Source organism: Mycobacterium sp. DL99 (genome assembly GCF_004762045.1).
Classification (GTDB): domain Bacteria; phylum Actinomycetota; class Actinomycetes; order Mycobacteriales; family Mycobacteriaceae; genus Mycobacterium.
Genome location: NZ_SJOM01000007.1, coordinates 4,464,461 through 4,490,180, shown reverse-complemented (window position 1 = coordinate 4,490,180; position 25,720 = coordinate 4,464,461). Strand labels below are relative to the sequence as shown.

Here is a 25,720-nt window from a genome sequence, read left to right as displayed (position 1 = left end):
TTTTCCTCTGGTTATCGGCCTTGGAAATTCGGGTCGCGACGTTCCCGGAACGCGGCCAGGCCCTCTTTGAAATCGGTGGTGCGGCAGGAGAGTTCCAGGTTGGACAGCTCCTGGTTGAGTGATTGCGCGAGCGTTGCGTGCTGGCCGTAGGCGATGGCCTGCTTGGCGAGCCCGATTGCCACGGTCGGTCCGGCGGCCAGCCGCGCCAATAAGGAGTCCACTGCCGTATCCAACTGGTTGGCGGCAACCGCATCGTGGATCAACCCCCAGTCGGCAGCCTGGGACCCGGTGACCTGCTCGCCGAGCAGCAGCATGCGCTTGGCCCGGGCCACCCCGGCCAGCCGGGGCAACAGCCAGGTCGCGCCGGAATCGGGGGTGAACCCGCGGCTCATGAACGGTTCCCAGAAGGTGGCGCCGGTATCGGCGATGGTGAAGTCGGCGGCTAGTGCCAGGTTGCAGCCCAGCCCGACGGCCCAGCCCCGCACCGCGCACACCACCGGCAGCTGGATGGTGGCGACCAGTTCGATGACGCGGTGCGCGGTATGGGGGATCCGCCGGACCAGATCGCCGGTGCGGGGCCGCTGACCCGATTCGTTGGTGGCGACCCAGTCGGCTCCGGTGCAGAAGTCGTCACCGGCCCCGATGATGGCGATCGCCCGCAGGGAATCGTCGTAGGCGGCCGCCGACAAGATCCCGACCAGATCGTCGATCATCTGATGGTTCAACGAGTTACGCCGCGACGGGCGGTCGATGGTGATGCGCAGGAGGGAGTCCGCGCGGGACGTGGTCACCGAACCGTCACTCACCTGGATTCCAGCCTTTCCCAATCCATACAGTTGCCCATACAGTAGGCGATGCGGTTACTATCTTGTACAAGTTAGCAAGGAAAGGTCGCTGATGGAAGGACGCGCGAGGCGCATCCGGCAGCCTCGGGTTGCCGAGATCGTGGCGTCCAAACTGCGCGACGACATCCTGTCCGGCCGCCTCCGTGCGGGCGACATCCTGCCTACCCAGGAGAGCCTGTTCCAGGACTTCGGGGTCAGTCCGCCGGCATTGCGCGAGGCCATTCACCTCCTGGAGACCGACGGGTTGATCTCGGTCCGCCGCGGAAATGTCGGGGGAGCGGTGGTGCAGATGCCGTCGGCCGACCGCACCGCCCACATGATCGGCATGGTGCTGCAGACGCGGGCCGCCACGCCGGCCGATGTGAGCGAGGCGCTGCTGCATCTGGAGCCGATCTGTGCGGGAATGTGCGCCGCCCGGGAGGACCGCGCCACCGAGGTGGTGCCGTACCTACAGGCCGAGATCGACCGTCAGGCAGCGCAGTTCGACGACACCGCGCAGTATGTGCCCAACGCCCGGCGGTTCCACGAAGCCCTGGTGTCCCGATGCGGCAACGAACCGATGATCCTGCTGATCGGCTCGCTGGAGCTGATCTGGTCGACGCACGAGTCCGGGGTGTGGACGGGTGAAGGCGAGGCGGGCATGTCGGCCCCCACCATGCGGGCTGCACTGCGGGACCACCAACGGCTGGTGGGCGCGATCGCCGACGGCAATCCGGCCCGGGCGACCAAGCTCGCGGCCGACCATCTCACTGCGGCGCGGCGCACCACGCTGGCCGCCAACAACGGCAAAACCATTGAAGCGAGGTTGATTTCGCATGACAGATGACCGGGTGCTCTTCGCGGTCGATGCGGACCACCGCATCGCCACCATCACGCTGAACAATCCCAAGCAGCGCAATTCCTATGACGCCGCGATGCGCGACGAGGTCGCGCGCTACCTCGACATCGTGGCCGACGACGACGATCTGACCGTGGTGCTGCTGCGTGGCGCCGAGGGTGTGTTCAGCACCGGTGCCGACATGAACAACGCTTACGGTTGGTATGGCGATCGCGATGAGCGCTCGCGCGAAGAGCAAGGTAGTGGGGCGGGGAAGGACTCACGCAAGTCGCGCCCCAGCCAGCGTCGCCGACTCACGGTGGACCGCAAGTCGTTTGGCTTCTACCACAACTTCATGGGGTTCCCGAAGGTCACCGTGGGCGAGATCAATGGTTACGCACTCGGCGGTGGATTCGAGATGGCGTTGATGACCGACATCTCGGTGATCGCCCGTGACACCAAGATCGGGATGCCGGCCACCCGGTTCCTCGGCCCTGCGCTGGGCAGCCTGCACATGTTCTTCCACCGCCTCGGGCCGGTGCTGGCCCGGCGGATGTTGCTCACCGGGGACATCGTCGAGGCCGGTTCCATCGAACACCTCGGTGTCTTCACCGACATGTGCGATGCCGATCAGGTGACGGCCCGCGCGCAGTACTGGGCGGCCAAGGTGGCCAAGATGCCGGCCGACGGGGTGGTGATCGCCAAGGAGGCGTTCCGGCTCGTCGAACAGAGTCAGGCCTACCAGGGCGAGGAGGTGGCGAGCTACATTTTCCACGCCTACGGCACCAACCTGCAGTTCTCGCCCGGCGAGTTCAACTTCGTCAAGACCCGCGCGCAACATGGCACGAAGGAAGCGTTCCGGCTGCGTGACGAATATTTCCACGTCCCCGAGCCGCAGTAGAAACCCCCCTGATACCGTTACATAAACACGATATAGCGTAAAGGTGAAACCATGCCAACACCCGTCATCGTGGGCGCTGCCCGCACAGCGATCGGCCGCTCCTTCAAGGGAACGCTGGTCAACACCCCGCCGGAAACCCTGATCACCACCGTCCTGCCCGAGGTGGTGCGTCGGGCCGGCATCGCTCCGGAGGCCATCGACGATCTGATCTTCGCCGAATCCAATTACGGCGGCGGCGATATCGCGCGCTACGCGGCCGACGCGCTGGGCTGGGAGTCCGTGCCCGGCCAGGCCGTCAACCGGCACTGCGCGGGATCGCTCACCGCGATCGGTAACGCCTCGGCCCAGATCGGCTCCGGCATGGAGCGAGTCCTGGTGGCCGGCGGCGTGCAGTCGCTGTCGTCATCGCCGCTGATGAAGTGGCGGGTGCCCGGGCCGGAGCTGACCTTCATCGAGCCGTGGATGACCCCGACGCATGTCGAGACCCCGGATGCGCCGATGCGCGACATGTCGATCACGGTCGGCTGGAACACCGCGCAGGCCGCCGGGATCACCCGCGAGGACATGGACGCCTGGGCCGCCCGATCGCACCAGCGGGCCATCGCGGCCATCGATGCGGGCAAGTTCCTCGACGAGATCGTGCCGTTGAAGGTGACCCAGCCCGACGGCTCGGTCATCGAGTTCAGTGTCGACGAGCATCCGCGCCGCGGTACCACCGCCGAGAAGCTCGCCGAACTCAAGGTCCTGCACCCGGAGATCGAAGGATTCTCCATCACCGCGGGCAACAGCAGCGGCACCAACGACGCTGCCGCTGCTGTCGCCCTGGTCGGCGACGATTATGCGGCCGCGGAGAACCTCAACGTGATGGCCAAGGTCAGGGCCTGGGGTGCCGTCGGTGTGCCGGCTCGTGACTGCGGCCTCGGCGGTGTCGAGGTGATCGGGAAGGTCCTGGACCGGGCCGGGCTCAAGCCCTCGGATGTGGCGCTGTGGGAGATCAACGAGGCCTTCGCCTCGGTGCCGATCGCCGCGGTGCGCAAGTACGGCATCGACGAGGAGCTGGTGAACTTCTCCGGCAGCGGCTGCAGCCTCGGCCACCCGATCTCGGCTTCCGGTGCCCGCATGGTCACCACGCTGATCTACGAACTGCAGCGTCGCGGTGGCGGTATCGGCGTGGCCGCGATGTGCGCCGGCGGCGGCCAGGGCGGCGGACTGGTCATCGAGGTCTGAACCAGGTTGGCCCTCTGCGTCCCCGGCGCGAAGCTCCGAAAAGGATGCGCCGTGGACGCGGACTCAGCTGGCTGTGACCTTGCGCCGGGCGGGCGTCTTCTTGGTCTTGCCGGCGTTCGCCGCTATCCGTTGAGCGGCGTGGTCGAGGATGCACTCCAGGCCGTACTCGAAGTTCTTCTCGTCAGCCGCGCCGATACGGTGGCCCTCGCTGGTGACCTGTGCCAGCAGCGGGGTGACCTCGGGGTCGATGACCATGGTCTCTTCGTAGTCGCCGGGCGCGTTGTCGTTGGCCCGGTTCTTCTCGTAGAGGCGGTGCAGTACGACCGAGCCTCGGACGTGTACCGACACGGCCGAATAGGTGTCGAAGGCATCCTCGACCGACAGCCCCGCCTCGACCAGCCCGGAGATCGCGGTCTCCATCTCCTGCACACCCAGGCGTGCGGCGCGCGGGCTCAGTGCCGACCGAATGAGAATGAGATCACACAGAATCGGGTTACCCATGAAGGCTTTTCGCATGGTCCGGGCGTGGTTGGCCAGTGACTCGCGCCAATCCTTGGCCTCGACGTAAGGGGTGGCGACGACGAACTCACGCAGCGCGCGGTCTGTCATCGCGTTGAGCAGATCGTCCTTCTTGCGGAAGTACCAGTAGATGCTCGTGACACCGACGCCGAGATGTTTGCCCAGCAGTGGCATGCTGAGGTTGTCGATCGACACCTGCTCGGCGAGTTCGAATGCGCCGTTGATGATGTCGTCAGGATTGATGGACCCACGTTCGCGCCGTTGACGTTTCTCAGCGGTCGGTTGCTTTGCCACTGCGGGCACCTCCATCGAATCGATTCTGCTCAAGTCGTCCCTGTGCCGCGGCTCAATCGCAGGTGAATTTACCGCCGGCCACCAGCTGAACTGCGCCTATGGGCGCGTGTCGCGGGGTCTTGTCGCTGTCAACCTTACCGGTAGCCCTTCCGTGGAGGCCTTCCACCGTTCGCGCCGATGCGTCGCTCGGGCACTGCCGATGGGGTGCCGCCTTTGTACTGTAATCCCTATAGTAGGCTTTTCCGGGTTATTGGGCCGCGAGTAAAGGGGCAGCGATGTCGGACGAAGTTCTCACCGAACGACGGGGGCGCACCCTCGTCATCACCATCAATCGGCCCGAGGCGCGCAATGCGTTCAACCTGCCGGTGGCGGAAGGTCTGGCCGCGGCGATGGACGAGCTCGACGACAGCCCGGAGCTGTCTGTCGCGATCCTCACCGGTGCGGGCGGGAACTTCAGCGCAGGGATGGATCTGAAGGCGTTCGCCTCCGGTCAGTTGCCATATGTGGAGGGCCGCGGGATCGGCTTCACGGAACGGCCGCCGCGCAAGCCCGTCATCGCTGCCGTCGAGGGCTACGCGCTCGCCGGCGGAACCGAGATGGTGCTGGCCACCGATCTCATCGTGGCATCGCGGACGGCCAAATTCGGTATCCCAGAGGTCAAGCGCGGCCTGGTGGCCGGTGGTGGCGGGCTGCTGCGGCTGCCTCACCGCATTCCGTACCAGAAGGCGTTGGAACTCGCGCTCACCGGTGAGAATTTCACCGCAGAGGAAGCAGCCGACTGGGGGTTCGTCAACAAGCTGACCGAGCCCGGCGAGGCGTTGGCGGGTGCACTCGAGCTGGCTGAGAAGATCACCGCGAACGGGCCGCTGGCGGTCGCCGCGACCAAGGAGATCATCGTCAAGTCGGCTGAGTGGAGCCAGGCCGAGATGTGGAAGAAGCAGAACGAGCTGCTCGGGCCGGTGTTCGCTTCCAAGGATGCCATCGAGGGGGCGACGGCGTTCGCCGAGAAGCGTGCGCCCAACTGGACCGGTTCCTGACTCTCCGATGGATCTCGGATTCGCAGGTGCGGCCACCGTCGTCGTGGGCGGTGGGCGCGGGATGGGCTTTGCGACGGCGCAATGCCTGGCCGAGGACGGTGCGCGGATTGCGATCGTCGGGCGGTCCAGGGACGTACTTGATGCTGCCGCAACGGAGCTGGCCCGCCTGGGATCGCCGGAGGCGGTGGCGATCGTCGCCGATACCTCGGACAGCTCCCAGGTCGAGCGGGCCTTCGCCGAGGTGGGCGAGCGTTGGGGTGAGCTCAACGCACTGATCAACACGGTCGGCCCGGGGGCCGCGGGCAACTTCGAGGAGTTGACCGATGACCAGTGGCAGGAGGCGTTCGACGCCGGCCTGATGGGCATGGTGCGCTGCGTACGTGCGGCATTGCCGTTGCTGCGCAATGCCGAATGGGCACGCATCGTCAACTTCTCCGCCCACTCCACCCAGCGGCAGAGCACGCGGCTGCCGGCCTACACGGCGGCCAAGGCGGCCGTGAACAGCGTGTCCAAGAACCTGTCGCTGTTGTTGGCCAAGGACGAGATCATGGTCAATGTGGTTTCCCCGGGCAGCATCTCGTCGGAGGCGCTGCGGGGCTGGGCCGGCACTGTGGGTGTCGACGGCGACGACCCGTATGCGTTGATGGCGGCCATCGACGAGCATTTCGGGCACCCCGCCCACTTGCCGCGTGCCGGACTTCCCGGCGAAATCGGGCCTGTAGCAGCATTTCTCGCGTCCAAGCGCAACTCGTACATGACGGGCGCGAACATCAACGTCGATGGCGGTAGCGACTTTATCTGAGCCCAGATCTAGAGGAGCGCGATATGGCAACGGCAGGCGAAGCACGGGACTGGGCCCGCGGTGCCCTGCGCGGGATCGGTGACTCGCTATACACCCCGTTCTGCGGAACCGACGGCGACGACATCGACTGGGATGCCTACCGGTACCTGGTGCGCTACTGCGTCGGCGACCTCGGTCACCAGATGCTTTGGTGTACCAGCGGTTTGGCCGAGTTCTGGGCGCTGACCCTCCCCGAGCGCAAGCAGTTGCTCGAGGTGGCGATCGAGGAGGGGCGCCGGGCCAACCCGGATGTCGTGATTCAGGCCTGCACCGCGGCGACCTCGGCCAAAGATTGTCTGGAACTCACGCTGCATGCGCAGCAGTCGGGTGCCGACATCGTCTACATCCAGACGCCGATGATGGAGGCGCACGGGGGCGAGGGCGTTCTGCGCTTCTTCCGATACATCGCCGACCGCACGGATATCGCGCTGGGGATGTTCAATTCACCGTCCTCGGGCTACGTACTGGCACCCGACGAGAGTGCCCGGATTGCCGAGGCGATCCCCGCCGTGTGCGCGACCAAGGAGGGGGCGTTCCGGCCGGCGGCGAGCCGTCGACTGCATGACCTGGCGCCATACCTGGCGGTCTGGGAATGCGACACCACGGTGTACCGGGCCGGCTGGCTGCGGGAGGGCATCGTCTGCCCGGCCCAGTTGGGCACCGCCGGATACCTCTATGAAACGCCGCAGCGCCGCATCTTCACCGAATACTGGGACCTGGTGTACGCCGACCGGCTCATCGAGGCGATGGACTTCGGCCGGGAGTCGGGGTTGGACCAGTTCAGCCTGGACATGGGGTCCTGGTTCACCTGCTACCCGGGTCGCGCTGACTATTTCACCCACTGGTCCGACGCCTTCAAATACGCGGCCTCGGTGCTGGGATTGCCCGTCGGCGGCTACCCGCATTCCCGTCCGCCCCAGGCATTGCTTCCGGATGCGGCGAAGACTCAGATCGAGACCGCCTATCGAAAGCTCGGTGTGATCGACGCCTGAACCGTCTTTGCGCAGGTCGTGGGGGCGACACGAGGCTTGCGGAATGCACTACCGATAGGTATACAGTATGTATGTCTGAACGGCTGGTGGGGCATCGGCGCATGACGGTCGCTGACAGTGTGGGAACCGAGGCGGTCCTCTACGAGGTCACTGGCGGCGGGGTCGCGGTTATCACCCTCAACCGTCCGGATCGGCTGAACTCCTGGGGCGCGGACATCTCCGCCGGCGTGTACGCGAGTTTCGATCGCGCAGAAGCCGATCCGGCCGTCCGGGCGATTGTGCTGACCGGTAGCGGACGCGGCTTCTGCGCCGGCGCCTACATGGGTGCCATGCAGGATCTGGGTGGCAGCATCAACGAGGACACGGATGTCAGCAAGATCGTCGGCGAACGTCACCCGCACTTTCTCACCGAGCTGCGCAAACCGGTCGTCGCCGCCATCAACGGGGCGTGCGTCGGCATCGGCCTCACCCACGCGCTGATGTGCGATGTCCGATTCGCGGCGGCCGGCGCGAAATTCGCCACCGCCTTCCCGCGCCGGGGGCTGATCGGCGAATACGGCATCACCTGGATCCTGCCTCGACTGGCCGGCTGGGGCGCCTCGGCGGACCTGTTGCTATCCGGCCGGACATTCTTCGCCGAGGAAGCCGTCGCGCTCGGGTTGGTGAAAGAGGTTGTCGCGCCTGAGGATCTGCTGACCCGCGCCTTGGAGTACGCCGAGGATCTGGCTCGCAACTGCTCGCCGGCTTCAATGGCGGTGATCAAGGGCCAGCTCTACGGCGACGCCAATGACAACGTCGCCGACGTCAGCGACCGCGCCGAGAAGCTCATGCACGAGTCCATGGTCCGCCCCGATCTCGTCGAGGGCATCACCGCATTCTTCGAAAAACGGCCCCCGAACTTCCCGCCCCTGAAAGAAGGTTGATGATATGACCGAAGCTCCCGAACGGCTTCCATACCTCGCCGTCGACGTCGACAACCATTACTACGAGCCGGTCGATGCATTCACCCGGCACCTGCCCAAGGAGTTCCGGAGCCGTGGAGTGCAGATGGTGCAGGACGGCAAACGTACGTTGGCGATGTTCGGCGGGACGGTCAACCATTTCATCCCCAACCCCACCTTCGATCCGATCATCGAGCCGGGCTGCCTGGATCTGCTGTTCCGCGGCGAGATCCCCGAAGGGGTGGACCCCGCGTCACTGATGAAGGTCGACCGGCTCGCTGACCATCCCGAATACCAGAATCGCGATGCCAGGGTGAAAGTACTGGACCGCCAGCATCTGGAGACCGTGTTCATGCTGCCGACCTTCGCCTGCGGTGTGGAGGAAGGACTCAAGCACGACATCGAGGCCACCATGGCTTCGGTGCACGCCTTCAACCTGTGGCTCGATGAGGACTGGGGATTCGACCGGCCCGACGGCCGATTCGTGTCGGCTCCCATCATCTCGCTGGCCGATCCTGAAAAGGCCGTCGAGGAAGTCGAATTCGTGCTGAGCCGCGGCGCCAAGCTCGTCTGTGTGCGGCCGGCACCGGTACCGGGTGCGGTCAGGCCCCGCTCACTCGGTGACCCGCTGCACGACCCGGTGTGGGCCCGCCTGGCCGAAGCCGGTGTCCCGGTCGTCTTCCATCTGTCTGACTCCGGGTACATGGCGGTCCCGGCGTTGTGGGGCGGTAGCGGAGTATTCAAGGGGTTCGGCAAGCGTGATCCGCTCGACATGGTGATCATGGACGACCGCGCCATCCACGACACCATGGCCTCGATGATCGTGCACCAGGTGTTCACCCGGCATCCCAAGCTCAAGGTCGTGAGCATCGAGAACGGTTCGTACTTCGTCTACCGGCTGATCAAGCGGCTCAAGAAGGCGGCCAACAACGCGCCGTATCACTTCAGAGAGGATCCGGTCGAGCAGCTCCGCAACAACGTCTGGATCGCGCCGTACTACGAGGACGATGTGAAGCTGCTCGCCGACACCATCGGTGTCGACAAGATCCTGTTCGGCTCCGACTGGCCGCACGGTGAGGGTCTCGCAGATCCGACCACGTTCACCGCCGACATCCCGCAGTTCCCCGAGTTCAGCCTCGAGGACACCCGGATGGTGATGCGCGACAACGCACTTACCCTGCTCGGTGACGTGAATCGTGTTGCAGCCGGTGCCGGGCACCTGACGGTGCCGGCGTAGTCAGCATGGCGGAGTGGACGATCGGCGCCGTCGTCGATGCGATCGCCGAGGCGGTGCCCGACCGGGAGATGACGGTGTGCGGCACCCGCCGCACCACCTTCGCCCAGGGCGCCGACCGGACCCGCCGGCTGGCCAGCTTTCTGGCCTCCCGGGGCCTGGGTGCGTATCGGGAGCGTCGGGACCTGAACCGTTGGGAATGCGGTCAGGACGTGGTCGCGCTCGTCATGCACAACGACCGGTATCCCGAGATGGTGATCGGCTGCCTCAAGGCGCGGACGGTCCCGGTGAACGTGAACTACTACTACTCGCCGGGCGAGGTGGCCGACTTGTTGGCCTACCTGAAGCCCCGCGCGGTGATCTACCACCGATCGCTGGGGGCCAAGTTCGCTTCCGTATTGGGGGATGAAGCGCTGCAGGCCGAATTGCTCATCTCGATCGACGACGGCGGCGGAGCCGAGTTGCCGGATGCGGTGACACTGGAAGATGCTCTGGCTCAGGGAGATACCGACCGCGACGTCGCCCCGTCACCTGATGACCTGCTGATGGTCTGTACGGGCGGTACGACGGGCCGTCCCAAAGGCGTGATGTGGCGTCAGGGCGACATCTACGTGTCATCGATGAACGGCGCCGACCACGATGAGGTGAGCGAGATCCACGACAAGGTGGCCAATGCCGGCCCGCCGTGGTTCGCGGTGTCGCCATTGATGCATGCCGCCGGGATGTGGACCGCTTTCTCCGGCCTGCTGTCCGGCCAGACCGTGGTGCTGCACGACACCAAGCCACGCTTCGACCCGCGCACTGTGCTCGAAACCGCGCAGCGGGAGAAGATCGGGCTGATGACGATGGTGGGCGACGCCTACGCCGCCCCGATCGTCGAGGAGTTGGGCCGGCGTTCCTACGACCTGTCGTCGATGTTCGCGATCGGCACGGGTGGTGCGGCCACCAACCCGAAACATCAACGCGCACTGCTGGAACATATCCCGCAGATCACCATCATCAACGGGTTCGGCTCTTCGGAGACCGGCAACATGGGATTCGGTCACACCCAGCGCGAAACTGCGACTGCCGAAACCTTCCAGCTACGGGCCGGCGGGCTGGTGCTGGCCGACGATTACTCCCGTTTCCTTGATCCCGGCGACACCGAGGTGGGCTGGGTGGCGCGCAACGGCCGGATCCCACTCGGCTACTTCAACGACGAGGCGGCGACGGTGAAGACCTTCCCCGAGGTTGCCGGAGAACGGGTGGTGGTCTCGGGTGACCGCGCCTCGCTCGAAGCGGACGGCACCCTGCGCCTGTTGGGACGGGATTCGTTGGTGGTCAACACCGGCGGCGAGAAGGTGTTCGTCGAGGAGATCGAAGAAGTCTTGCGTGCGCATCCCCAGGTGGTGGACGCGCTCGCGGTGGGCCGGCCCAGCGAGAGGTGGGGCGAAGAGATCGTCGCCGTCGTGGCAGTGCGCGACGACGTGAGCCCAGATGCGTTGCGGGATCACTGCGCGAATGTGCTCGCGCGTTTCAAGATCCCCAAGGAAGTCGTATTCGTCGAGCAGATCCGACGGCTCGGCAACGGTAAGGCCGACTATCGCTGGGCCAAGGGGGTAGCGGTGGCAGCTGGCCAGACGGAGAGGGAACGGGTATGAGTCACAAGGTGATCGACTGTCTGGCCAACGTGCACTTCGGCGAGACCGAGAACCAGCCCACCTTCATGCAGAAGGTGCGCGATGATTACTTCAAGGGTCCGAATTCGATGTACGACCAGATCGACCTCTCGGAGATGCTCGATGAGATGGACACCCATGGGGTACGCAAGGCCATCTTGATGGACAACCTGGCCAAGCCGTCGGTGACGGCGCGTAAGTTCGTCGAGGCCCACCCCGATCGGTTCGCGCTGGCGGTCGGCGGGGTCAATCTGTTGCGCCCCATTCCGTCGCTGCGTGAACTCGCGGCCGTCGTGGCAGATCTCCCCGTCGCCTATACCGTTGTCGGACCGAGCTTCTGGGGAGACGGGCAGTACCCGCCCAGCGACGCGGTGTACTACCCGCTGTACACCAAGTGCGCCGAGATGGAACTGCCGCTGTGCGTCAACACCGGGCTGCCCGGCCCGCCGATTCCAGGTGAGGTACAGAACCCCATCCATCTCGACCGCGTATGCGTGCGCTTCCCTGAGCTGAAACTGTGCATGATCCACGGCGCAGATCCGTGGTGGGACATCGCGATCCGGATGCTGATCAAATACCAGAACCTGCGGTTGATGACGTCGGCGTGGTCGCCCAAGCGGCTGCCGGAATCCCTGCTGCACTTCATGCGAACCAGGGGGAAGGGCAAGGTCATCTTCGCCTCGGATTTCCCGGTGCTCCGCATGCAGCGCGTCGTGCCGGAGGCGCTGGCACTCGATCTGCCGGCTGATGTGCTGGACAACTACCTCTACAACAATGCCGCGGAGTTCTTCTTCGGCGAGGACACCGCGCACGCGAGGAGCAAAAAGGAGATGGAGAGCTGATGGACCGCTACGAACTGCGCAGGCTGGATTACAGCCTGACCGAGGACCACGTCGACCTCCAGACCGCATACCGGCAGTTCTTCAAGACGCACTCCGACATCGAAACCGTGCGTGCGGCCGAGCCGTCGGGCTTCGACAAGAGTTTGTGGGAACGGTTGTGCGCCATGGGCGCCACGACGATGGCACTCCCGGAATCCGCCGGCGGTGACGGGGCGACACTCGTCGACCTGACCTTGGTGGCCGAGGAGCTCGGCCGCTCGTTGGCGCCCGTGCCGTGGATCGACCATGTCGTGGCGGCGCGGTTGCTGGCACGACTCGGTGCGCTCGAGTCAGAGGACATTGTCAACGGCACCCAGATCGTAGGGCTCGACCCGCAGCAGGTGGCGCCGACCGGCACCCGGCTCATTCCGGTCGGATCGATCGCGGACCACATCATCGTCCGCGACGGCGATGGAGATGGAGCTGTCGTGCTCCTAGGTTTCTCCACGCGCCCGGCACGCGTCGACAACATCGGCAAGCTGCCGATGGCCTGGGTCGACCCGGCTACCGCAGACACCCGGGTGGTGCTGGCCAGCGGTGCCGATGCCCTGGTGGAATATCAACGGGCGTTGGATGAATGGCGTCTGCTGACCGCAGCGGCGCTGGTGGGCCTGGTCGAGGAGACCATGACGATCGCCGCCGAGTTCGCCAAGTCCCGCTACACCCTGGGCGTGCCGATCGGGACGCTACAAGGCATCTCGCATCCGCTGGCCAACATCGCCATCACCGTCCAGAGCGGGCGGGGCCTGGTGCGTCGAGCCGCATGGTTCCTGGACAACGAGCCGGACGAGCGGCCGGAACTGGCACCTTCGGCGTTCGTCTTCATGGCCGAGGAGGCCGCCAAGGCTGCCACCACGGCGGTACACGTTCAGGGTGGACTCGGGGTGTCCGCGGAGGCGGCAGCCACCGCGTACCTGGTGCGGGCGCGCGGTTGGGCGCTGGCCGGTGGTGACCCGGGCGCCACCGCGGTGCACGTCGCCCACATCGTCGCGGCTCGCGAGAGCCGGGAAGTCACAAAGGTTTAGGGGAGCAGGCGTGGATTTCTCAACAGTCGAACTGTCCGCGGAGGACGACGCGTTCCGCACCGAGGTGCGCGAGTTCCTCTCAAGTGTCGTTACCGAGGACGTCATCCGCCACGACCGCGAAACCGGCGACAACTTTCACGAGGGAGTGCACCTGGCCCTGGGCGCCGCCGGCTACCTGGAGAAGGAATTCAAGCCCGAGGCCGACGGCGGCTTCTCCCGGGTGCAGTCACGCATCTGGCAACTGGAGAAGCGTCGCGCCGAGGTGCCGTGGGTGACCTGGGGGACCACAATCATGATCGCCCGGTCGGTGACGAAGTTCGCCTCCCCCGAGATCCGCGACGATGTGTTGCGCGGGGTTTTCGACGGCACTGTGCGAATGTGCCTGGGTTACACCGAGCCTGAGGGTGGGTCGGATGTCGCCACGTGCAAGACCCGCGCGGTGCGTGACGGTGACCAGTGGGTAATCAACGGCTCCAAGATGTTCACCACCGGCGCGCACAACTGCCAGTACGTCTTCCTGATCACCAACACAGATCCGGAGGCGCCGAAACACAAGAGCCTCACCATGTTCCTGGTGCCGCTGGACTCCGACGGCATCGAGATCCAGGGCATCCGCACCGTCGACGGTGACCGCACCAACATCGTGTACTACTCCGATGTCCGGGTCGACGACAAGTATCGGCTCGGTGACGTCAACGGTGGTTGGACGGTGGTCCGTGAACCGCTCGACGCCGAGCACGGGGCGGTCGCAGCCGCCGACGACGGTCTGGCCGATGTCGCGATCATGATGCATCAGGCCGGATTCGTGGCCGAGGCCGCGGACAACGTGGCCGCGCTGGTCGGTACGCCGGATGCCAGTGGGCGCGCTGCGGTTGACGATGGATCGGTTGCATATCGGTTGGGGCGCAGTGTGGCTCGTCTGGAGGCGTCACTGTCGGCGCCCAGCATTTTCGGCCGGGTGGCGTTGGCGCAGACCATGCGTGATATCGCCCCGGATCTGATGGATATGGCGGGATCAGTGGCCGCGCTGCCGATCGGGGCCGACGGGGGAGCCGATGATCGCAGCGAGTACGTCTACCGCTTCGCGCCCTTGGTCGGCATCTACGGCGGCACGCTCGAGGTGTTCCGCAACATGATCGCTCAGCATGTGCTGGGCCTGGGGAAGCCGAACTATTCGGGCCCCAAGGCGAAGGCCTCATAGCGTGAGCAGACGTGAATGTGCCCCGAAACGCTGGTTTCGGGGCACATTCACGTCTGCTCGTCGAGGGAAGTCCCCGTGTGGGCGCCAGCGAGCTCCCGGCAGAGCGGGTCAGCAGCTGGTCAGCGCCGGGGGCTTGACTGCCTCCGGATCGGGGTTGGCGATCGGCAGGCCCATGAAACGCCGCGCATTGTCACCCATGAAGTCATAAGTGCGGCGGATGTCCATGCCCTCGGCGTACTTCCAGAAACCCTTGGGCTCGGCCAGCCCTTCGGGATGTGGATAGTCGGAGCCGAACAGCACCTTGTCCCACCCGACCGTCTCCACCACATCGGACACGCAGCCCTCCCAGAACGGGCTCACCCAGATGTTGCGGCGGAACACGTCATGCGGATGCTCGGGGAAGTTCTGCGGCATCTTCTTGTACAGGTCTGCGAAATCGTGGAACAGCGGGAAGATCCAACTGCTGCCGTTCTCGACGCTGGCGATGCGCAGGTTCGGGAACCGGGTCAGGGTGCCGTGGCAGATCAGCGCGGTCAGCATGTCGGCGATCTCGCGGTGGCCCAGCACCATCCAGCGGAACGCGCTCTGCGCCATGAAGTTCTGGGTGTACGGCGGCTCCCACTTGTTGACGTAGTCATCGAGCGGGGGATAGCTGGCGTGCAGGACGATCGGCAGGCCGGCGGCCTCGACGTCACGCCAGAACGGGTCGAACTCCGGCAGTGCGGGGGAGCGCCAGCCGTGCAGTCCGTTGACCGGGCCCGGTTTGATCAACGCGACCTTGGCGCCATTGGCAAGGATGTAGTCGAGTTCCTTTTGTGCCGCATCGACTTCGGACAGGTTGATGATCGGAGTGGAGAACACCCGGTTGGCGTGGTTGAAACCCCAGTGCTCGAGGATCCACTCGTTGAGGGCGTGGACGATCGCCAGCGTCAGCTGCGGGTCGTCGGCACTGGAGTGCTCGACGAGGCTGCCCAGGGTGGGATAGTTCAGCGCCTCGACCACGCCTTGGCGGTCGAGTTCCTTGACCCGGTCCTCCGGGTTGCGGGTGGCCTCGGGTGCGTCGATGGCCTTGCCCTGCATCTCGCGCAGGGTCAGACCTTCGGTGTTCTCGCCGGCGAAGAACTTCTCGTGCGCCCCCGGTGCCGCGACGCGTTCGAAGGTCGGGTTGGGGATGAAGTCCGTGACCCGGTTGTTGATCACCACCCGGGTCTGACGGCCGATCTGCGCGTACTGCACGGCACGTGAGTATTTTTCGGGGAGGAACTTCGTCAGCGCATCGCCGGTTTCGTACATGTGCTGGTCGGCATCGAAAATCGGTGCTTCCCTGAACTGTTCGGTCATGTCAGTGGTTCCTTTTCTCCCGCGAGCAGACGCAAAACTGCCCTTTTCGGCCGGGAAATGTGCAGTTTTGTGTCTGCTCGGCGATGAAAGTCAGAGCGTCAGGACGGTGGCGCCTGCGGTGCCGGGGGCGCCGTAGAGCTGGGCGAAGCCGACGCGCGGGTTGCCGGGCACCTGCCGGTCGCCGGCTTGCCCCCGTAGTTGGCGCACCAGTTCGTGGATCTGGCGCAGGCCCGAGGCGCCGATGGGTTCGCCGTTGGCAATCAGGCCGCCGTCGGTGTTGATCGGAAGCGATCCGCCGATTTCGGTGGCGCCGTCGGCCAGCAGCTTCTCCTGGTCGCCGTCGGCGCAGAACCCGCATTCGGCCATATGGATGATCTCGGCACCCGCGTCGGTGTCCTGTAGCTGTACGACGTCGACCTCTTCGGGTGCTACCCCGGCCTTTTCGAATGCCGCGCGCGCGGCGTACACCGTGGGTGCCACGTCCTCTTCCACCGGCGCGCAGGTGGTGTTGACCTCGTACGCGCCGTAACGCCGGGTGCGGACCTCGACAGCTTTGAGGTACACCGGCTTGTCGGTGTACTTGTGCGCGATGTCGGCACGGCACATCACCACCGCGGCCGCACCCTCGTCGGGCGCGCAGAACATGTACTGGGTCAACGGGTAGTTGAGCATCGTCGAGTTGAGGATGTCGTCTTCGCTGATCGGCTTGCGCCGGAAGGCATTCGGATTCAGCGCACCGTTGCGGAAGTTCTTGTTGGCCACCTTGGCCAGAGTGCGTTGCGAGATGTTGTGCTCATGCAGGTAGCGGTTGGCCTTCATGCCGAAGAACTGGGTGGTGAGGTACTGGCCGTTCTCGGCGTACCAGCTGGGCATCCCGACCAGGGCGGGATCCTCGGTGAACGCGCCGCGCGGGTGCTTGTCCAGGCCGACGGCGATGCCGATGTCGTAGTCGCCGAGCCGGATCCCGTCAGCGCAGGCCTTGGTGGCGCTGGCTGCGGTGGCACACGCGTTGAATACGTTGGTGAACGGGATGCCGGTCAGCCCGACCATCCCGACGATGGCGTCCGGGTTGGCCACCGTCCAGCTGCCCCCAGTGGCGGCGCCGATGTCTTTCCAGTCGACTCCGGCGTCGGCGACCGCGGCGAAGATCGCGTCGACCCCCATCTGCATCGCGGACTTGCCTTCGAAGCGGCCGAACGGGTGGATACCGACGCCGATGATGGCTACGTCATTGGTCATGTGCGCGGCCCTTCTGGACGGGCTGGAAGGCGAAGGTGACAACGTCGTTGCCGTCTTCGTCGGTGGTGAACGGGATCATGGTGAGTTCGACGTCCATGCCGAATTGGAGTTTGGCGGGGTCGTTTTCGGTGAGGCGGCCTTCGACGCGGATGACGGGGCCGGTGTCGTCGGTGAGTTCGACGAGGCCGACGCCGAAGGGGACGAAGGCTTTGCCGGTGGGGCCTTTGTAGGGGGCGCCGGGTGGGAAGCCTTGGGTGGTCCAGGCGATGACGGTGCCGCGTCGGGGCAGCAGGGCTTGTTCGGTGTTGCCGCCGGAGCATTTGGGGCAGCGGGCCTGGGCGGGGAACGTGGTGGCCGTGCAGTCGGTGCAGCGGCTGCCGATCAGCTGGGGTTCGGTATCGGGCCAGGTCGAGATCTCGGGCGCCAGAGCCTTCTGAGTTGACACGTCGCTGACGATAACTGGAAATGCAATTCTCGTCTAGTGAGAACCGACTCTCGGTAGGCTCCTCGATGCAGTTGAGACGGCATGGACAGATGGAGGCGGCGTGAGCGAGGTTCTACCGGGGGAGGTCCGCCAGATCGGGTACGTGGTCACCGACCTGGACGATGCGATAGCGGGCTGGCTGAAGATGGGTGTCGGTCCGTGGTTCGTGATCCGCGACCTGCCGCAGCGGGTGACCTACCGGGGCGCGCCGTGCGAGGTGAAACTGTCCCTCGCGCTGTCCAACAGCGGTGACCTGCAGGTCGAGTTGATCCAACAACTCGATGACACGCCCAGCATCTTCACCGAGTTCCTCGGCGGCGCCGGCGCGGGAGGCTTTCACCAACTTGCCTACTGGGCAGACGATTTCGATGCGGCGATGGACAAGCTCGGCGAGGAGGGCTGGCCCCAGGTGTGGTCGGGCGGGGAAGGGGAGGGGGTGCGTTTCGCGTACTTCGAGCCGCCGGCAGGTGCCTCGATCGTCGAGGTCATGGAGCTGACCGACGCCTCGGCCGGCATGGCCGCCTTCGTACGCGCGCAGGCCGCCGACTGGGACGGCAGCGATCCGGTTCGGGAGTTGGGCGGCTGACGTCGGCCGAGCGGCCAGTTGTGACACATTTTCTCGCAACGGCCGTGTCGGAACCGGCCATTCGACAGGCGGTCGCCAACGGCGCGCTTATTTGCCTTTGTTCATCACTTTGTCCGCGGCAGCCCAGTGCTCGTCCGAGCACCACAGCCGGGCGAAGGCCGCGACCGCCTCGGTGGTCGACACCCCGTTGATCACCCGCTTGACCTCAGCGGCCTGATGTCGGGCCAGAAGCTGCGCCGTCGACCGCCAGGTCTCGGCGAACTCGGCCCGGGGGACGACCTGGTCGATCAGGCCGACCTGCTCGGCCTCGCGTGCGCCGAGGATGCGACCGGTTCCGGCCAGCAACAGCGCCCGGCTGCGACCGACCAGGGTGGCGAGTCGTTCGGCCCCGCCCCAGGCGGGCATGATCGCCAAGGCCACCTGGTTGAAGCCGATCTTGATGTCATCGGCGGCGATCCGGATGTCTGCCGCGACCGCGACCTCGGCCCCACCGCCCAGGGCATGGCCGTTGAGCGCCGCGATTACCGGCCCGTCGAAACCGGCGATGCGGTCGCAGATCGTGCGCATCCGCCAGGCCATCTCGGAAGCCTCGAGCTCGGTGCGCAGTGCTGCCAGTTCCTTGAGGTCGCCCCCGGAGACGAAGGCGCGGTCGCCGCCGCCGGTGATCACCAGAGCGGACGCGCCGGCTGCCCCGTCGAGCGCCTTGTTCAGCGCATCCATGGTGTCCAGCGAGATGGCGTTGCGTGCCTGCGGTCGGTCGATTGTGATGACCGCCAGTTCGCCGTCGATTTCGAGGTCGACCATCAAACGTTCTCCAGTTCCGGGATTGGCATTCTCGTTTGATGAGAATAGCATCACCGTTGTGCGCGACATCCCCGTTGAGCTGACCAAACGGTACGTCGAAGAAGGCTGGTGGCGGCCGGAAACCCTGGGGCAGATGCTGGCCGACGGTTTGGCCGCCAGCCCTGATGCCGAGTTCTACGTGCACTCCGCGACTCGTCCGTACCGGGGCACCTTCGGCGAGGTCGAGCGCACCGCCCGGCGCCTGGCCGCCGGGCTTCGCGATCGCGGAGTCAGACCCGGTGACGTCATGGCCCTGCAACTACCGAACTGGATGGAGGCCGCGGTCGCATTCTGGGCCTCGGCATTCCTCGGTGCGGTGACCGTGCCGATCGTGCACTTCTACGGACGCAAGGAACTCGGCCACATCATGGCCACGGCGAAACCGAAGGTGTTCATCACCACCGAGCAGTTCGGCCGGATGAAGTTCGAGCCCGATCTGTGTGCCGATGTCCCGATCGTCGGCCTGGTCGGCCTGGTCGGCCTGTCCGACGAGCGCTCGCGCGAGCAGCATGTTCACGCGTACACCGACTTGCTGGCCGACGAGCCGATGGACGGCACCCTGACCGCGGATCCCGCGGCCCCGGCCCTGATCGCCTTCACCTCCGGAACCACCCGCGAGCCCAAAGGCGTTATCCACAGCCATCAGACGCTGGGCTTCGAAACCCGCCAGTTGCTGGAGAACTATCCACCGGACCGGGGTCGTCAGCTCACCGCCACGCCCGTCGGGCATTTCATCGGCATGCTCGGCGCGTTCCTGATCCCGGTGCTGGAGGGTGCCCCGATCGATCTGTGCGACGTCTGGGATCCGGGCAAGGTGCTGGAGTTGATCGAGCGGGACGGATTGTCGATCGGCGGCGGGCCACCGTATTTCGTCACCAGCCTGATGGACCATCCGCAGTTCAACGAACGCCATCTGGCCCGGTTCACCACTGTCGGCCTGGGCGGCTCGACGGTGCCCGCGGCCGTCACCCGGCGACTGGCCGATCTGGGCCTGTTCGTCTTCCGTTCCTATGGCAGCACCGAACATCCGTCGATAACCGGATCCGGCGCAGGGGCGCCGGAGGCCAAGCGCCTCTACACCGATGGCAATGTGCGTCCCGGTGTGGAGATCCGGCTCGGGTCGGACGGCGAAATCTTCAGCCGTGGACCGGATCTGTGCCTCGGCTATACCGACGATGCCCTCACCGCAAAGCATTTCGACTCCGACGGCTGGTATCGCACGGGTGACATCGGAGTGCTCGACGAGGACGGGTACCTGACCATCACCGACCGCACCACCGACCTCATCATCCGGGGCGGCGAGAACATCAGCGCGCTCGAGGTGGAGGAGGTGCTGCTGGGCCTGCCCGATGTGATCGAGGCGATCGTGGTGGCCGCACCAGACGCGCGGCTGGGCGAGAGGGTGGCCGCGGTCCTTCGGGTGCGCGACGGCGGCACGATGCCCACCCTCGATCAGGTACGGGCGCATTTCGAGTCCTGCGGGGTGGCCCGGCAGAAATGGCCGGAAGAGCTACATCAGGCCGAGGATTTTCCCCGCACGGCCAGCGGCAAGGTTCAGAAGTTCGTCATCCGTCAGGAGATTGCTGCAATCGCCCGGTGAGCAGCCCTCGGGCCGAGCTGGGCATTGCGGCAGCTATCAAGTGAGAATATGATTCTCTCGAATTGCAAAGGAGTTTTCCATGGGACAACTGTCGCATAGGGTCGACATTCCGTTTCCGCTGTTCGACGCGGACAACCACCTCTACGAGCCGCCGGAGGCGATGACCAAGTACCTCCCCAAGGAGTACAAGGACATCGTCCAGTACGTCGAGGTCAACGGCCGCACCAAGATCGCGATTGACGGCCACATCAGCAACTACATCCCGAACCCCACGTTCTCGCATGTCGCCAAGCCGGGTGCCTGGGAGGAGTACTTCAAGTTCGGCAACCCGGACGGCAAGAGCAAGCGCGAGCTGTTCGGTGAGCCGATGCGGTCCATCCCGGCGTTCTTCGAGCCGGAGCCGCGTCTGGAGCTGATGAACGAACTCGGCGTCGACCGCAGCCTGATGTTCCCGACGCTGGCCAGCCTCATCGAGGAGCGCTTGCGCGACAATCCGGTCGCCATCCACGTCATCGTCCACTCGCTCAACCAGTGGCTGGACGAGGTCTGGGGCTTCAACTACCAGAACCGCATCTTCACCACCCCGGTCATCACCCTGCCGATCGTCGAGAAGGCGATCGAAGAGCTGGAGTGGGCGGTCAAGCGAGGCGCACGCGCCATCCTGATCCGCCCGGCCCCGGTGCCCGGCTTCCGTGGCCCGCGCTCGTTCGCGCTGCCCGAGTTCGACCCCTTCTGGGAGCGCTGCGTCGAGTACGACGTGTTCGTCGGCATGCACTCCTCGGACAGCGGCTACTCGCGCTACACCTCGGAATGGGACGGCACGGTGCAGGAGATGCTGCCGTTCCAGACCAATGCCATGTCGATCCTCAACGAGTGGCGCCCGATCCAGGATGCGGTGGCCTCCTGGGTGATCCACGGTGCCCTGTTCCGCTTCCCGAAGCTCAAGGTGGGCATCGTCGAGGCCGGGTCGAAATGGATGTTCCCGCTGCTGGATTCGATGGCCGAGGTCTACAAGAAGGCCCCGGAGGCCTTCTTGGGCAACCCCATCGAGGAGATCAAGAACCGCATCTACGTCAGCCCGTTCTACGAAGAGGGCATCGACGACCTGATCAACCTGATCGGCGTGGACCAGGTGCTCTACGGCTCCGACTGGCCGCACCCGGAGGGCCTGGCCGAGCCGACCCACTACGTGACCGCGCTCGAGCACCTGGCCGTCGAGGATCAGGCCAAGATCATGGGCGGCAACCTGGGCCGCCTGGTCACGCTCTAAGGGGCCGACACATCAATCAGTGGCAGACCATCCCCGCGATGGTCTTGAGTGCAGCGGACCGTTTCGGCGATGCCGAAGCTGTCGTCGACGGTCCGCTGCGTCTGTCCTTCACCGAACTGGTCGAGCGCATCCGGAAAGCCTCGGGTGCGTTCGTCGAGTTCGGCATCGCCAAGGGGGACCGGGTCGCGGTCTGGGCCCCCAACTCCGCCGAGTGGATCATCGCCGCGTTCGGGATCATGGTCGCCGGCGGCGTGCTGGTTCCGGTCAACACCCGGTTCAAAGCCGAAGAGGCCGCCGACGTGGTGGCGCGCAGCGGTGCCAAGGCGGTATTGGTCCAAAAGGGTTTCCTCGGACAGGATTTCACTTTCTCAGAGACTGATCTCGATGTTCCGACCATCGATCTGAAGTCCGACTTCCTGAGTAGTGGAAGCCCGTACACGCGCGATGTGGAGCCCACCGACATCGCCGATGTCATCTTCACCTCGGGCACCACCGGTAGGCCCAAGGGTGCGATGATGAACCATCGCCAGACGCTGCGGGCCTACGAGGAGTGGGCCACCCTGGCGGATCTGCGCGAGGGCGATCGCTATCTGATGATCAACCCGTACTTCCACACCTTCGGGTTGAAGGCCGGGTTGGTGGCGTCCTTCCTGCGCGGTGCGACGATGCTGCCGGTGGCGGTGTTCGACGTCGACAACGTAGTGGAACTGATTGAGCGCGAACGCATCACGATGCTGCCGGGCCCGCCCACGCTCTACCACTCGCTGCTGGCCGTAGCGGACCGTGACCGGCTGGCGACGCTGCGGGCAGGGGTGACCGGTGCCGCTGACATCCCGGTGGAACTGGTGCGTCGTATCCGCGAAGAGCTGCCGTTCCAGACGTTGATGACCGGCTACGGCCTCACCGAGGCGGGCAACGTCACGCTGTCACGTCCGGGTGATTCGGCCGAGGATGTGGCCACCACCGCCGGGCTGCCGTGCGAGGGGATCGACGTGCGCATCGCTGACGACACCGAGGTGCTGGTGCGCGGCTACAACGTGATGCAGGGCTACCTGGACGATCCGGCGGCCACCGCCGAGGCGATCGATCCCGACGGCTGGCTGCACACCGGAGATCTCGGCGAGTTCACCCAGTCCGGACGGCTGCGGATCGTCGGCCGTAAGAAAGACATGTTCATCGTCGGAGGCTTCAACGCCTACCCGGCCGAGATCGAGGGATTCCTGCTCGAGCATCCGGCGATTGCCCAGGTTGCCGTCATCGGCGTCGCCGACGAGCGGATGGGGCAGGTCGGCAAGGCGTTCGTGGTGCTGCGGGACGAGCCCGGCGCGGCGATCGCTGCGGAGGAATTGATCGCCTGGAGCCGCGAGCGCATGGCTGGCTACAAGGTGCCCCGGTATGTCGAGTTTCTCGACGAACTACCACTCAATGCCACCGGCAAGGTGATGAAGAATGAGCTTGAGGCGCGGGTAACGGCGAGTCCGGGCTAAGTGAGCACACAGTGCGTAAACATCATTTCCGCAGGTAAATGCGCATTTATGCGCCTGCTGTCGATGATGTACTCTCGGGTCACTACCGCAAACTGATAACGTAATTCTCGTTAAGCAGGCTGCTGAACGGACAGGAGGTCGGCATGCCGTCCCGCAAGCCTTCGTCGCCGGTAATCGATACTAGCGAAGATGACGCGTCACCGAGCGACGCACTGAAACTGGCTGAACAGGCCGAAGCGGAGGCCGCAGAGGCCGAGGCCGTTGCGGCCGCCGCGCGGGCCAGGGCCCGCGCCATTCGGCTGCGTAACCAGGCCGACGCCGACAAGGACGCCGCGGACGCGACCGTGGCCGACGGTCCGGTTGACGAAGTGCCGACAACCGAGCCTGCCGACGTCCCCGATGCCGACGAGTCCGATACCCCTGAGATCACCGACACCGCCGGCGTCGACGCAGAGGCAGGGGCCGTTGAGGCCGAACCGCTTGAAAAGGCAGAGCCAGAGGCCGCCGAGGGCACGTCGGCCCGCCGACTCCCGCGGGTGCGGGTTTCAGGTCTGTTCTGGAAGGTGCTCGCGACCTGCCTGACGCTCATCGTCATCGCTGGACTGCTCGGATTCAGCGGCTGGATGATCTGGCACAACCGCCAGGCCGAGCATCGCCAGCAGTTGGCGGCCGAGTACACCGCTGCCGCCCGCCAGACCGTCGTCACCCTCATGTCGCTGGACTTCAACCACGCTCAAGATGCCGTCAAGAACATCCTCGACAACTCGACGGGCGAGTTCCGGGAGGACTTCGAGGCGCAGTCGAAGGACTTCGTCAAGCTGGCCCAGGACGCAAAGGTGGTGACCGAGGCGAACGTGACGGGCGCCGCGGTGGACACCATGAGCGACAACAACGCCGTTGTGCTGGTCGCAGTGAACACCAAGGTGACCAACACCACCGGGGCCAACAAGCAACCGCGGCCGTGGCGAGTGGCCGTCAACATGGTCCGCGAAGGTGACCAGATCAAGCTGTCGAAAGTCGAGTTCGTGCCGTGACCCTGGACCAGGACATCAAAGAGACCGAGAAAGCCGACACCGAGACGGCAGTCGAGATCGAAGCGGGCGCCGAGGAGCAGGCCGAGACCGATGCGGCCGACGACAGCGACACGGCTGCTTCTGAGCCACCGGGAGGTTGGCGGCAGCGGCTGAAGATGCTGTGGTTCCCGCTGGCACTTGTGGTGGCGCTGATCGCGTCGGCCGCCCTGGCCGGATGGCTGTACTTCGCGCAGTTCCGCGTTGACCAGCAGACCGGTCCGGCAGCGTCGGCGACTGTGCTCAAGGCGGCCAGCGAAGGCACGACGGCGCTCCTGACCTACGCGCCGGACAGTCTCGACCGCGATTTCACGGCCGCAAAGTCACATCTGACCGGAGATTTTCTCTCGTACTACACCCAGTTCACGCAGGAGATCGTCGCCCCCGCCGCCAAGCAGAAGTCGGTCAAGACCACTGCGGCGGTCGTGCGTTCGGCCGTCTCGGAGATCCACCCCGATTCAGCGGTGGTGCTGGTGTTCGTGAACCAGGCCACGACGAGCGCCGAGAACCCCAACGGGAGTTTCACGGCCAGCGCCGTCAAAGTCGGGATGAGCAAGATCAACGGCAACTGGTTGATCTCGTCGTTCGACCCGGTGTAACGGCGCTACCAGCGAGGGGCCGTCAGTCCTGAGCGTGACGCTCGTACGCCCATCGCTCCAGCCACGTCTGTAGTTCGTGCACCGCCAGCGCGGTGATCACTGCGCTGAAGACAGCGAGGCCCAGCAATAGCGCACTCATGGCCGGCACCCCGCGTTGCCGTTGTGTTGGCGGCTCACGTGCAACCCGGGACGGTGCGGTGAGCCTGGGACCACGTAGTGCGTTACCTGCCTCGGTGCGGCGCCGTCGGGCGTGTCCAGGACAGACCGCTTGATGGCCTGGTAACGATCGCGCTCAGCGGCACACCAGGAGTCGGGCCAACCTTCGAGCAGGTCGCGGCTTCGGACCAGCCGGTGCAGGGCGGGATGGGTGACCGAAGGTGCCGGTCGTCCGTCGATCACCGCCATTGCCTCGTGCAATGCGAGCGCTTCGTGCCAGTCAACCTTCACCTCGGGGGCCAGGCTGACGTACTGGTGCCGCACCACGAGCAGGGCGTCTGCGCCCAACGGTCGCAATCGCCACAGCGCGGATCGCAACGAGGACACCGCCTTGTGCGGCGGGCTGCCCGGCCACAGCAGGTCGCATACCCAGCTGCGGTGCAGCTCGCGGCGCTTCACAGCGGCCAACGCCACCAACCGGCGACAGGACGGCGGCAAGACCACCGGCTCCATGTCGCGGTAGACGGCGAACTCGCCGAGGACGTTCAGCGTGAATTGCTTGGACACAACATCATCCTCGAGCGTGGCCGCGGCTCTGACATCAGTAGTGCACTACTCGTATTTCGAGTTTT

General features: G+C 65.4%; 25 protein-coding genes. 18 read left to right on the top strand and 7 right to left on the bottom strand.

The features are described 5' to 3' along the window. Window positions 1-11 precede the first annotated feature (11 nt). Window positions 12-806, bottom strand: coding sequence for an enoyl-CoA hydratase/isomerase family protein (locus EYZ64_RS21865; RefSeq protein WP_210115549.1), 795 nt, complete (start codon window positions 804-806; stop codon window positions 12-14). A 91-nt stretch (window positions 807-897) separates the two neighbouring features. Here EYZ64_RS21865 and EYZ64_RS21860 point away from each other — a divergent pair, with 91 nt between their 5' ends. From EYZ64_RS21860 to EYZ64_RS21850, 3 genes are read left to right on the top strand one after another with little or no spacing between them, the layout of a single operon-like run. Continuing rightward, window positions 898-1,671, top strand: a complete 774-nt coding sequence (locus tag EYZ64_RS21860) for a FadR/GntR family transcriptional regulator (protein WP_135456643.1) — start codon at window positions 898-900, stop codon at window positions 1,669-1,671. Beyond that, complete coding sequence (locus tag EYZ64_RS21855) at window positions 1,661-2,563, top strand: enoyl-CoA hydratase/isomerase family protein (protein WP_167857919.1); 903 nt, start codon at window positions 1,661-1,663, stop codon at window positions 2,561-2,563. Before EYZ64_RS21860 ends, EYZ64_RS21855 begins: the two co-directional genes overlap by 11 nt. A 51-nt stretch (window positions 2,564-2,614) precedes the next feature. Further along, on the top strand, window positions 2,615-3,790 hold the full coding sequence (locus tag EYZ64_RS21850) for a thiolase family protein (RefSeq protein WP_135456641.1): 1,176 nt from the start codon (window positions 2,615-2,617) through the stop codon (window positions 3,788-3,790). Window positions 3,791-3,853: 63 nt separating this feature from the next. Here EYZ64_RS21850 and EYZ64_RS21845 read toward each other — a convergent pair whose 3' ends face one another. Next, window positions 3,854-4,618, bottom strand: a complete 765-nt coding sequence (locus EYZ64_RS21845) for a TetR/AcrR family transcriptional regulator (RefSeq protein ID WP_210115548.1) — start codon at window positions 4,616-4,618, stop codon at window positions 3,854-3,856. Window positions 4,619-4,878: 260 nt separating this feature from the next. On the opposite strand from EYZ64_RS21845, the gene EYZ64_RS21840 reads away from it, so the two are divergent. The 9 genes from EYZ64_RS21840 (at window position 4,879) to EYZ64_RS21800 (ending at window position 14,413) form a co-directional block, all read left to right on the top strand. After that, window positions 4,879-5,640, top strand: a complete 762-nt coding sequence (locus EYZ64_RS21840; protein ID WP_135456637.1) for a crotonase/enoyl-CoA hydratase family protein — start codon at window positions 4,879-4,881, stop codon at window positions 5,638-5,640. A 7-nt stretch (window positions 5,641-5,647) separates the two neighbouring features. Next, complete coding sequence (locus EYZ64_RS21835) at window positions 5,648-6,442, top strand: SDR family NAD(P)-dependent oxidoreductase (protein WP_135456635.1); 795 nt, start codon at window positions 5,648-5,650, stop codon at window positions 6,440-6,442. Between the two features lie 23 nt (window positions 6,443-6,465). Continuing rightward, the gene (locus tag EYZ64_RS21830; protein ID WP_135456633.1) at window positions 6,466-7,473 is read left to right on the top strand and encodes a dihydrodipicolinate synthase family protein; all 1,008 of its coding nucleotides are present in this window, start codon (window positions 6,466-6,468) and stop codon (window positions 7,471-7,473) included. 101 nt (window positions 7,474-7,574) lie between these two features. After that, window positions 7,575-8,396: an enoyl-CoA hydratase gene (locus tag EYZ64_RS21825; RefSeq protein WP_135460174.1), complete on the top strand. Its 822-nt coding sequence runs from the start codon at window positions 7,575-7,577 to the stop codon at window positions 8,394-8,396. A 4-nt stretch (window positions 8,397-8,400) separates the two neighbouring features. Continuing rightward, on the top strand, window positions 8,401-9,651 hold the full coding sequence (locus EYZ64_RS21820; protein ID WP_135456631.1) for an amidohydrolase family protein: 1,251 nt from the start codon (window positions 8,401-8,403) through the stop codon (window positions 9,649-9,651). 5 nt (window positions 9,652-9,656) lie between these two features. Next, the gene (locus EYZ64_RS21815; protein ID WP_135456629.1) at window positions 9,657-11,288 is read left to right on the top strand and encodes an acyl-CoA synthetase; all 1,632 of its coding nucleotides are present in this window, start codon (window positions 9,657-9,659) and stop codon (window positions 11,286-11,288) included. Then, window positions 11,285-12,148: an amidohydrolase family protein gene (locus EYZ64_RS21810; RefSeq protein WP_135456627.1), complete on the top strand. Its 864-nt coding sequence runs from the start codon at window positions 11,285-11,287 to the stop codon at window positions 12,146-12,148. The genes EYZ64_RS21815 and EYZ64_RS21810 overlap by 4 nt, the downstream gene beginning before the upstream one ends. After that, window positions 12,148-13,212, top strand: coding sequence for an acyl-CoA dehydrogenase family protein (locus tag EYZ64_RS21805; RefSeq protein ID WP_135456624.1), 1,065 nt, complete (start codon window positions 12,148-12,150; stop codon window positions 13,210-13,212). Before EYZ64_RS21810 ends, EYZ64_RS21805 begins: the two co-directional genes overlap by 1 nt. 10 nt (window positions 13,213-13,222) lie before the next feature. Next, the gene (locus tag EYZ64_RS21800) at window positions 13,223-14,413 is read left to right on the top strand and encodes an acyl-CoA dehydrogenase family protein (RefSeq protein ID WP_135456623.1); all 1,191 of its coding nucleotides are present in this window, start codon (window positions 13,223-13,225) and stop codon (window positions 14,411-14,413) included. A 108-nt stretch (window positions 14,414-14,521) separates the two neighbouring features. On the opposite strand, the gene EYZ64_RS21795 is transcribed toward EYZ64_RS21800, so the two are convergent. The 3 genes from EYZ64_RS21795 to EYZ64_RS21785 form a co-directional block, all read right to left on the bottom strand. After that, window positions 14,522-15,754, bottom strand: coding sequence for an amidohydrolase family protein (locus EYZ64_RS21795; protein WP_135456621.1), 1,233 nt, complete (start codon window positions 15,752-15,754; stop codon window positions 14,522-14,524). Window positions 15,755-15,844: 90 nt separating this feature from the next. Further along, entirely contained in the window at window positions 15,845-16,993 is a 1,149-nt protein-coding gene (locus EYZ64_RS21790) for a thiolase family protein (protein ID WP_135456619.1), read from the bottom strand. Continuing rightward, window positions 16,983-17,450 (bottom strand): Zn-ribbon domain-containing OB-fold protein, encoded by a 468-nt coding sequence (locus EYZ64_RS21785; protein WP_167858165.1) that lies wholly within the window; start codon window positions 17,448-17,450, stop codon window positions 16,983-16,985. The genes EYZ64_RS21790 and EYZ64_RS21785 overlap by 11 nt, the downstream gene beginning before the upstream one ends. Window positions 17,451-17,538: 88 nt before the next feature. Between EYZ64_RS21785 and EYZ64_RS21780 the strand changes: the two genes are divergently transcribed. After that, entirely contained in the window at window positions 17,539-18,063 is a 525-nt protein-coding gene (locus EYZ64_RS21780) for a VOC family protein (protein ID WP_135456616.1), read from the top strand. Between the two features lie 87 nt (window positions 18,064-18,150). Here the strand turns inward: EYZ64_RS21780 and EYZ64_RS21775 are convergent, their stop codons facing one another. Further along, window positions 18,151-18,867, bottom strand: a complete 717-nt coding sequence (locus EYZ64_RS21775; protein WP_135456613.1) for an enoyl-CoA hydratase/isomerase family protein — start codon at window positions 18,865-18,867, stop codon at window positions 18,151-18,153. A gap of 58 nt (window positions 18,868-18,925) precedes the next feature. On the opposite strand from EYZ64_RS21775, the gene EYZ64_RS21770 reads away from it, so the two are divergent. The 5 genes from EYZ64_RS21770 (at window position 18,926) to EYZ64_RS21750 (ending at window position 24,932) form a co-directional block, all read left to right on the top strand. Beyond that, window positions 18,926-20,506 (top strand): AMP-binding protein, encoded by a 1,581-nt coding sequence (locus tag EYZ64_RS21770; RefSeq protein ID WP_135456611.1) that lies wholly within the window; start codon window positions 18,926-18,928, stop codon window positions 20,504-20,506. Between the two features lie 79 nt (window positions 20,507-20,585). Continuing rightward, complete coding sequence (locus tag EYZ64_RS21765) at window positions 20,586-21,776, top strand: amidohydrolase family protein (RefSeq protein ID WP_135456609.1); 1,191 nt, start codon at window positions 20,586-20,588, stop codon at window positions 21,774-21,776. Window positions 21,777-21,787: 11 nt separating this feature from the next. Next, window positions 21,788-23,263, top strand: a complete 1,476-nt coding sequence (locus EYZ64_RS21760) for a FadD3 family acyl-CoA ligase (RefSeq protein WP_135460173.1) — start codon at window positions 21,788-21,790, stop codon at window positions 23,261-23,263. A gap of 143 nt (window positions 23,264-23,406) precedes the next feature. Then, window positions 23,407-24,297, top strand: coding sequence for an Rv1363c family protein (locus EYZ64_RS21755; RefSeq protein ID WP_135456607.1), 891 nt, complete (start codon window positions 23,407-23,409; stop codon window positions 24,295-24,297). Continuing rightward, window positions 24,294-24,932: a twin-arginine translocation pathway signal gene (locus EYZ64_RS21750; protein WP_135456605.1), complete on the top strand. Its 639-nt coding sequence runs from the start codon at window positions 24,294-24,296 to the stop codon at window positions 24,930-24,932. Before EYZ64_RS21755 ends, EYZ64_RS21750 begins: the two co-directional genes overlap by 4 nt. Before the next feature lie 135 nt (window positions 24,933-25,067). Here EYZ64_RS21750 and EYZ64_RS21745 read toward each other — a convergent pair whose 3' ends face one another. Continuing rightward, a complete protein-coding gene (locus EYZ64_RS21745) occupies window positions 25,068-25,655 on the bottom strand; it encodes an AfsR/SARP family transcriptional regulator (protein WP_135456602.1) in 588 nt (195 codons plus the stop codon). Between the last annotated feature and the right edge of the window lie 65 nt (window positions 25,656-25,720).

What these genes read in the sequence shown, in the direction of transcription:
- EYZ64_RS21860 (WP_135456643.1), top strand. Translation starts at nt 898, where the DNA reads ATGGAAGGACGCGCGAGGCGCATCCGGCAGCCTCGGGTTGCCGAGATC.
- EYZ64_RS21855 (WP_167857919.1), top strand. Translation starts at nt 1,661, where the DNA reads ATGACAGATGACCGGGTGCTCTTCGCGGTCGATGCGGACCACCGCATC.
- EYZ64_RS21850 (WP_135456641.1), top strand. Translation starts at nt 2,615, where the DNA reads ATGCCAACACCCGTCATCGTGGGCGCTGCCCGCACAGCGATCGGCCGC.
- EYZ64_RS21845 (WP_210115548.1), bottom strand. Translation starts at nt 4,618, where the DNA reads ATGGAGGTGCCCGCAGTGGCAAAGCAACCGACCGCTGAGAAACGTCAA.
- EYZ64_RS21840 (WP_135456637.1), top strand. Translation starts at nt 4,879, where the DNA reads ATGTCGGACGAAGTTCTCACCGAACGACGGGGGCGCACCCTCGTCATC.
- EYZ64_RS21835 (WP_135456635.1), top strand. Translation starts at nt 5,648, where the DNA reads ATGGATCTCGGATTCGCAGGTGCGGCCACCGTCGTCGTGGGCGGTGGG.
- EYZ64_RS21830 (WP_135456633.1), top strand. Translation starts at nt 6,466, where the DNA reads ATGGCAACGGCAGGCGAAGCACGGGACTGGGCCCGCGGTGCCCTGCGC.
- EYZ64_RS21825 (WP_135460174.1), top strand. Translation starts at nt 7,575, where the DNA reads ATGACGGTCGCTGACAGTGTGGGAACCGAGGCGGTCCTCTACGAGGTC.
- EYZ64_RS21820 (WP_135456631.1), top strand. Translation starts at nt 8,401, where the DNA reads ATGACCGAAGCTCCCGAACGGCTTCCATACCTCGCCGTCGACGTCGAC.
- EYZ64_RS21815 (WP_135456629.1), top strand. Translation starts at nt 9,657, where the DNA reads ATGGCGGAGTGGACGATCGGCGCCGTCGTCGATGCGATCGCCGAGGCG.
- EYZ64_RS21810 (WP_135456627.1), top strand. Translation starts at nt 11,285, where the DNA reads ATGAGTCACAAGGTGATCGACTGTCTGGCCAACGTGCACTTCGGCGAG.
- EYZ64_RS21805 (WP_135456624.1), top strand. Translation starts at nt 12,148, where the DNA reads ATGGACCGCTACGAACTGCGCAGGCTGGATTACAGCCTGACCGAGGAC.
- EYZ64_RS21795 (WP_135456621.1), bottom strand. Translation starts at nt 15,754, where the DNA reads ATGACCGAACAGTTCAGGGAAGCACCGATTTTCGATGCCGACCAGCAC.
- EYZ64_RS21790 (WP_135456619.1), bottom strand. Translation starts at nt 16,993, where the DNA reads ATGACCAATGACGTAGCCATCATCGGCGTCGGTATCCACCCGTTCGGC.
- EYZ64_RS21775 (WP_135456613.1), bottom strand. Translation starts at nt 18,867, where the DNA reads ATGGTCGACCTCGAAATCGACGGCGAACTGGCGGTCATCACAATCGAC.
- EYZ64_RS21765 (WP_135456609.1), top strand. Translation starts at nt 20,586, where the DNA reads ATGGGACAACTGTCGCATAGGGTCGACATTCCGTTTCCGCTGTTCGAC.
- EYZ64_RS21755 (WP_135456607.1), top strand. Translation starts at nt 23,407, where the DNA reads ATGCCGTCCCGCAAGCCTTCGTCGCCGGTAATCGATACTAGCGAAGAT.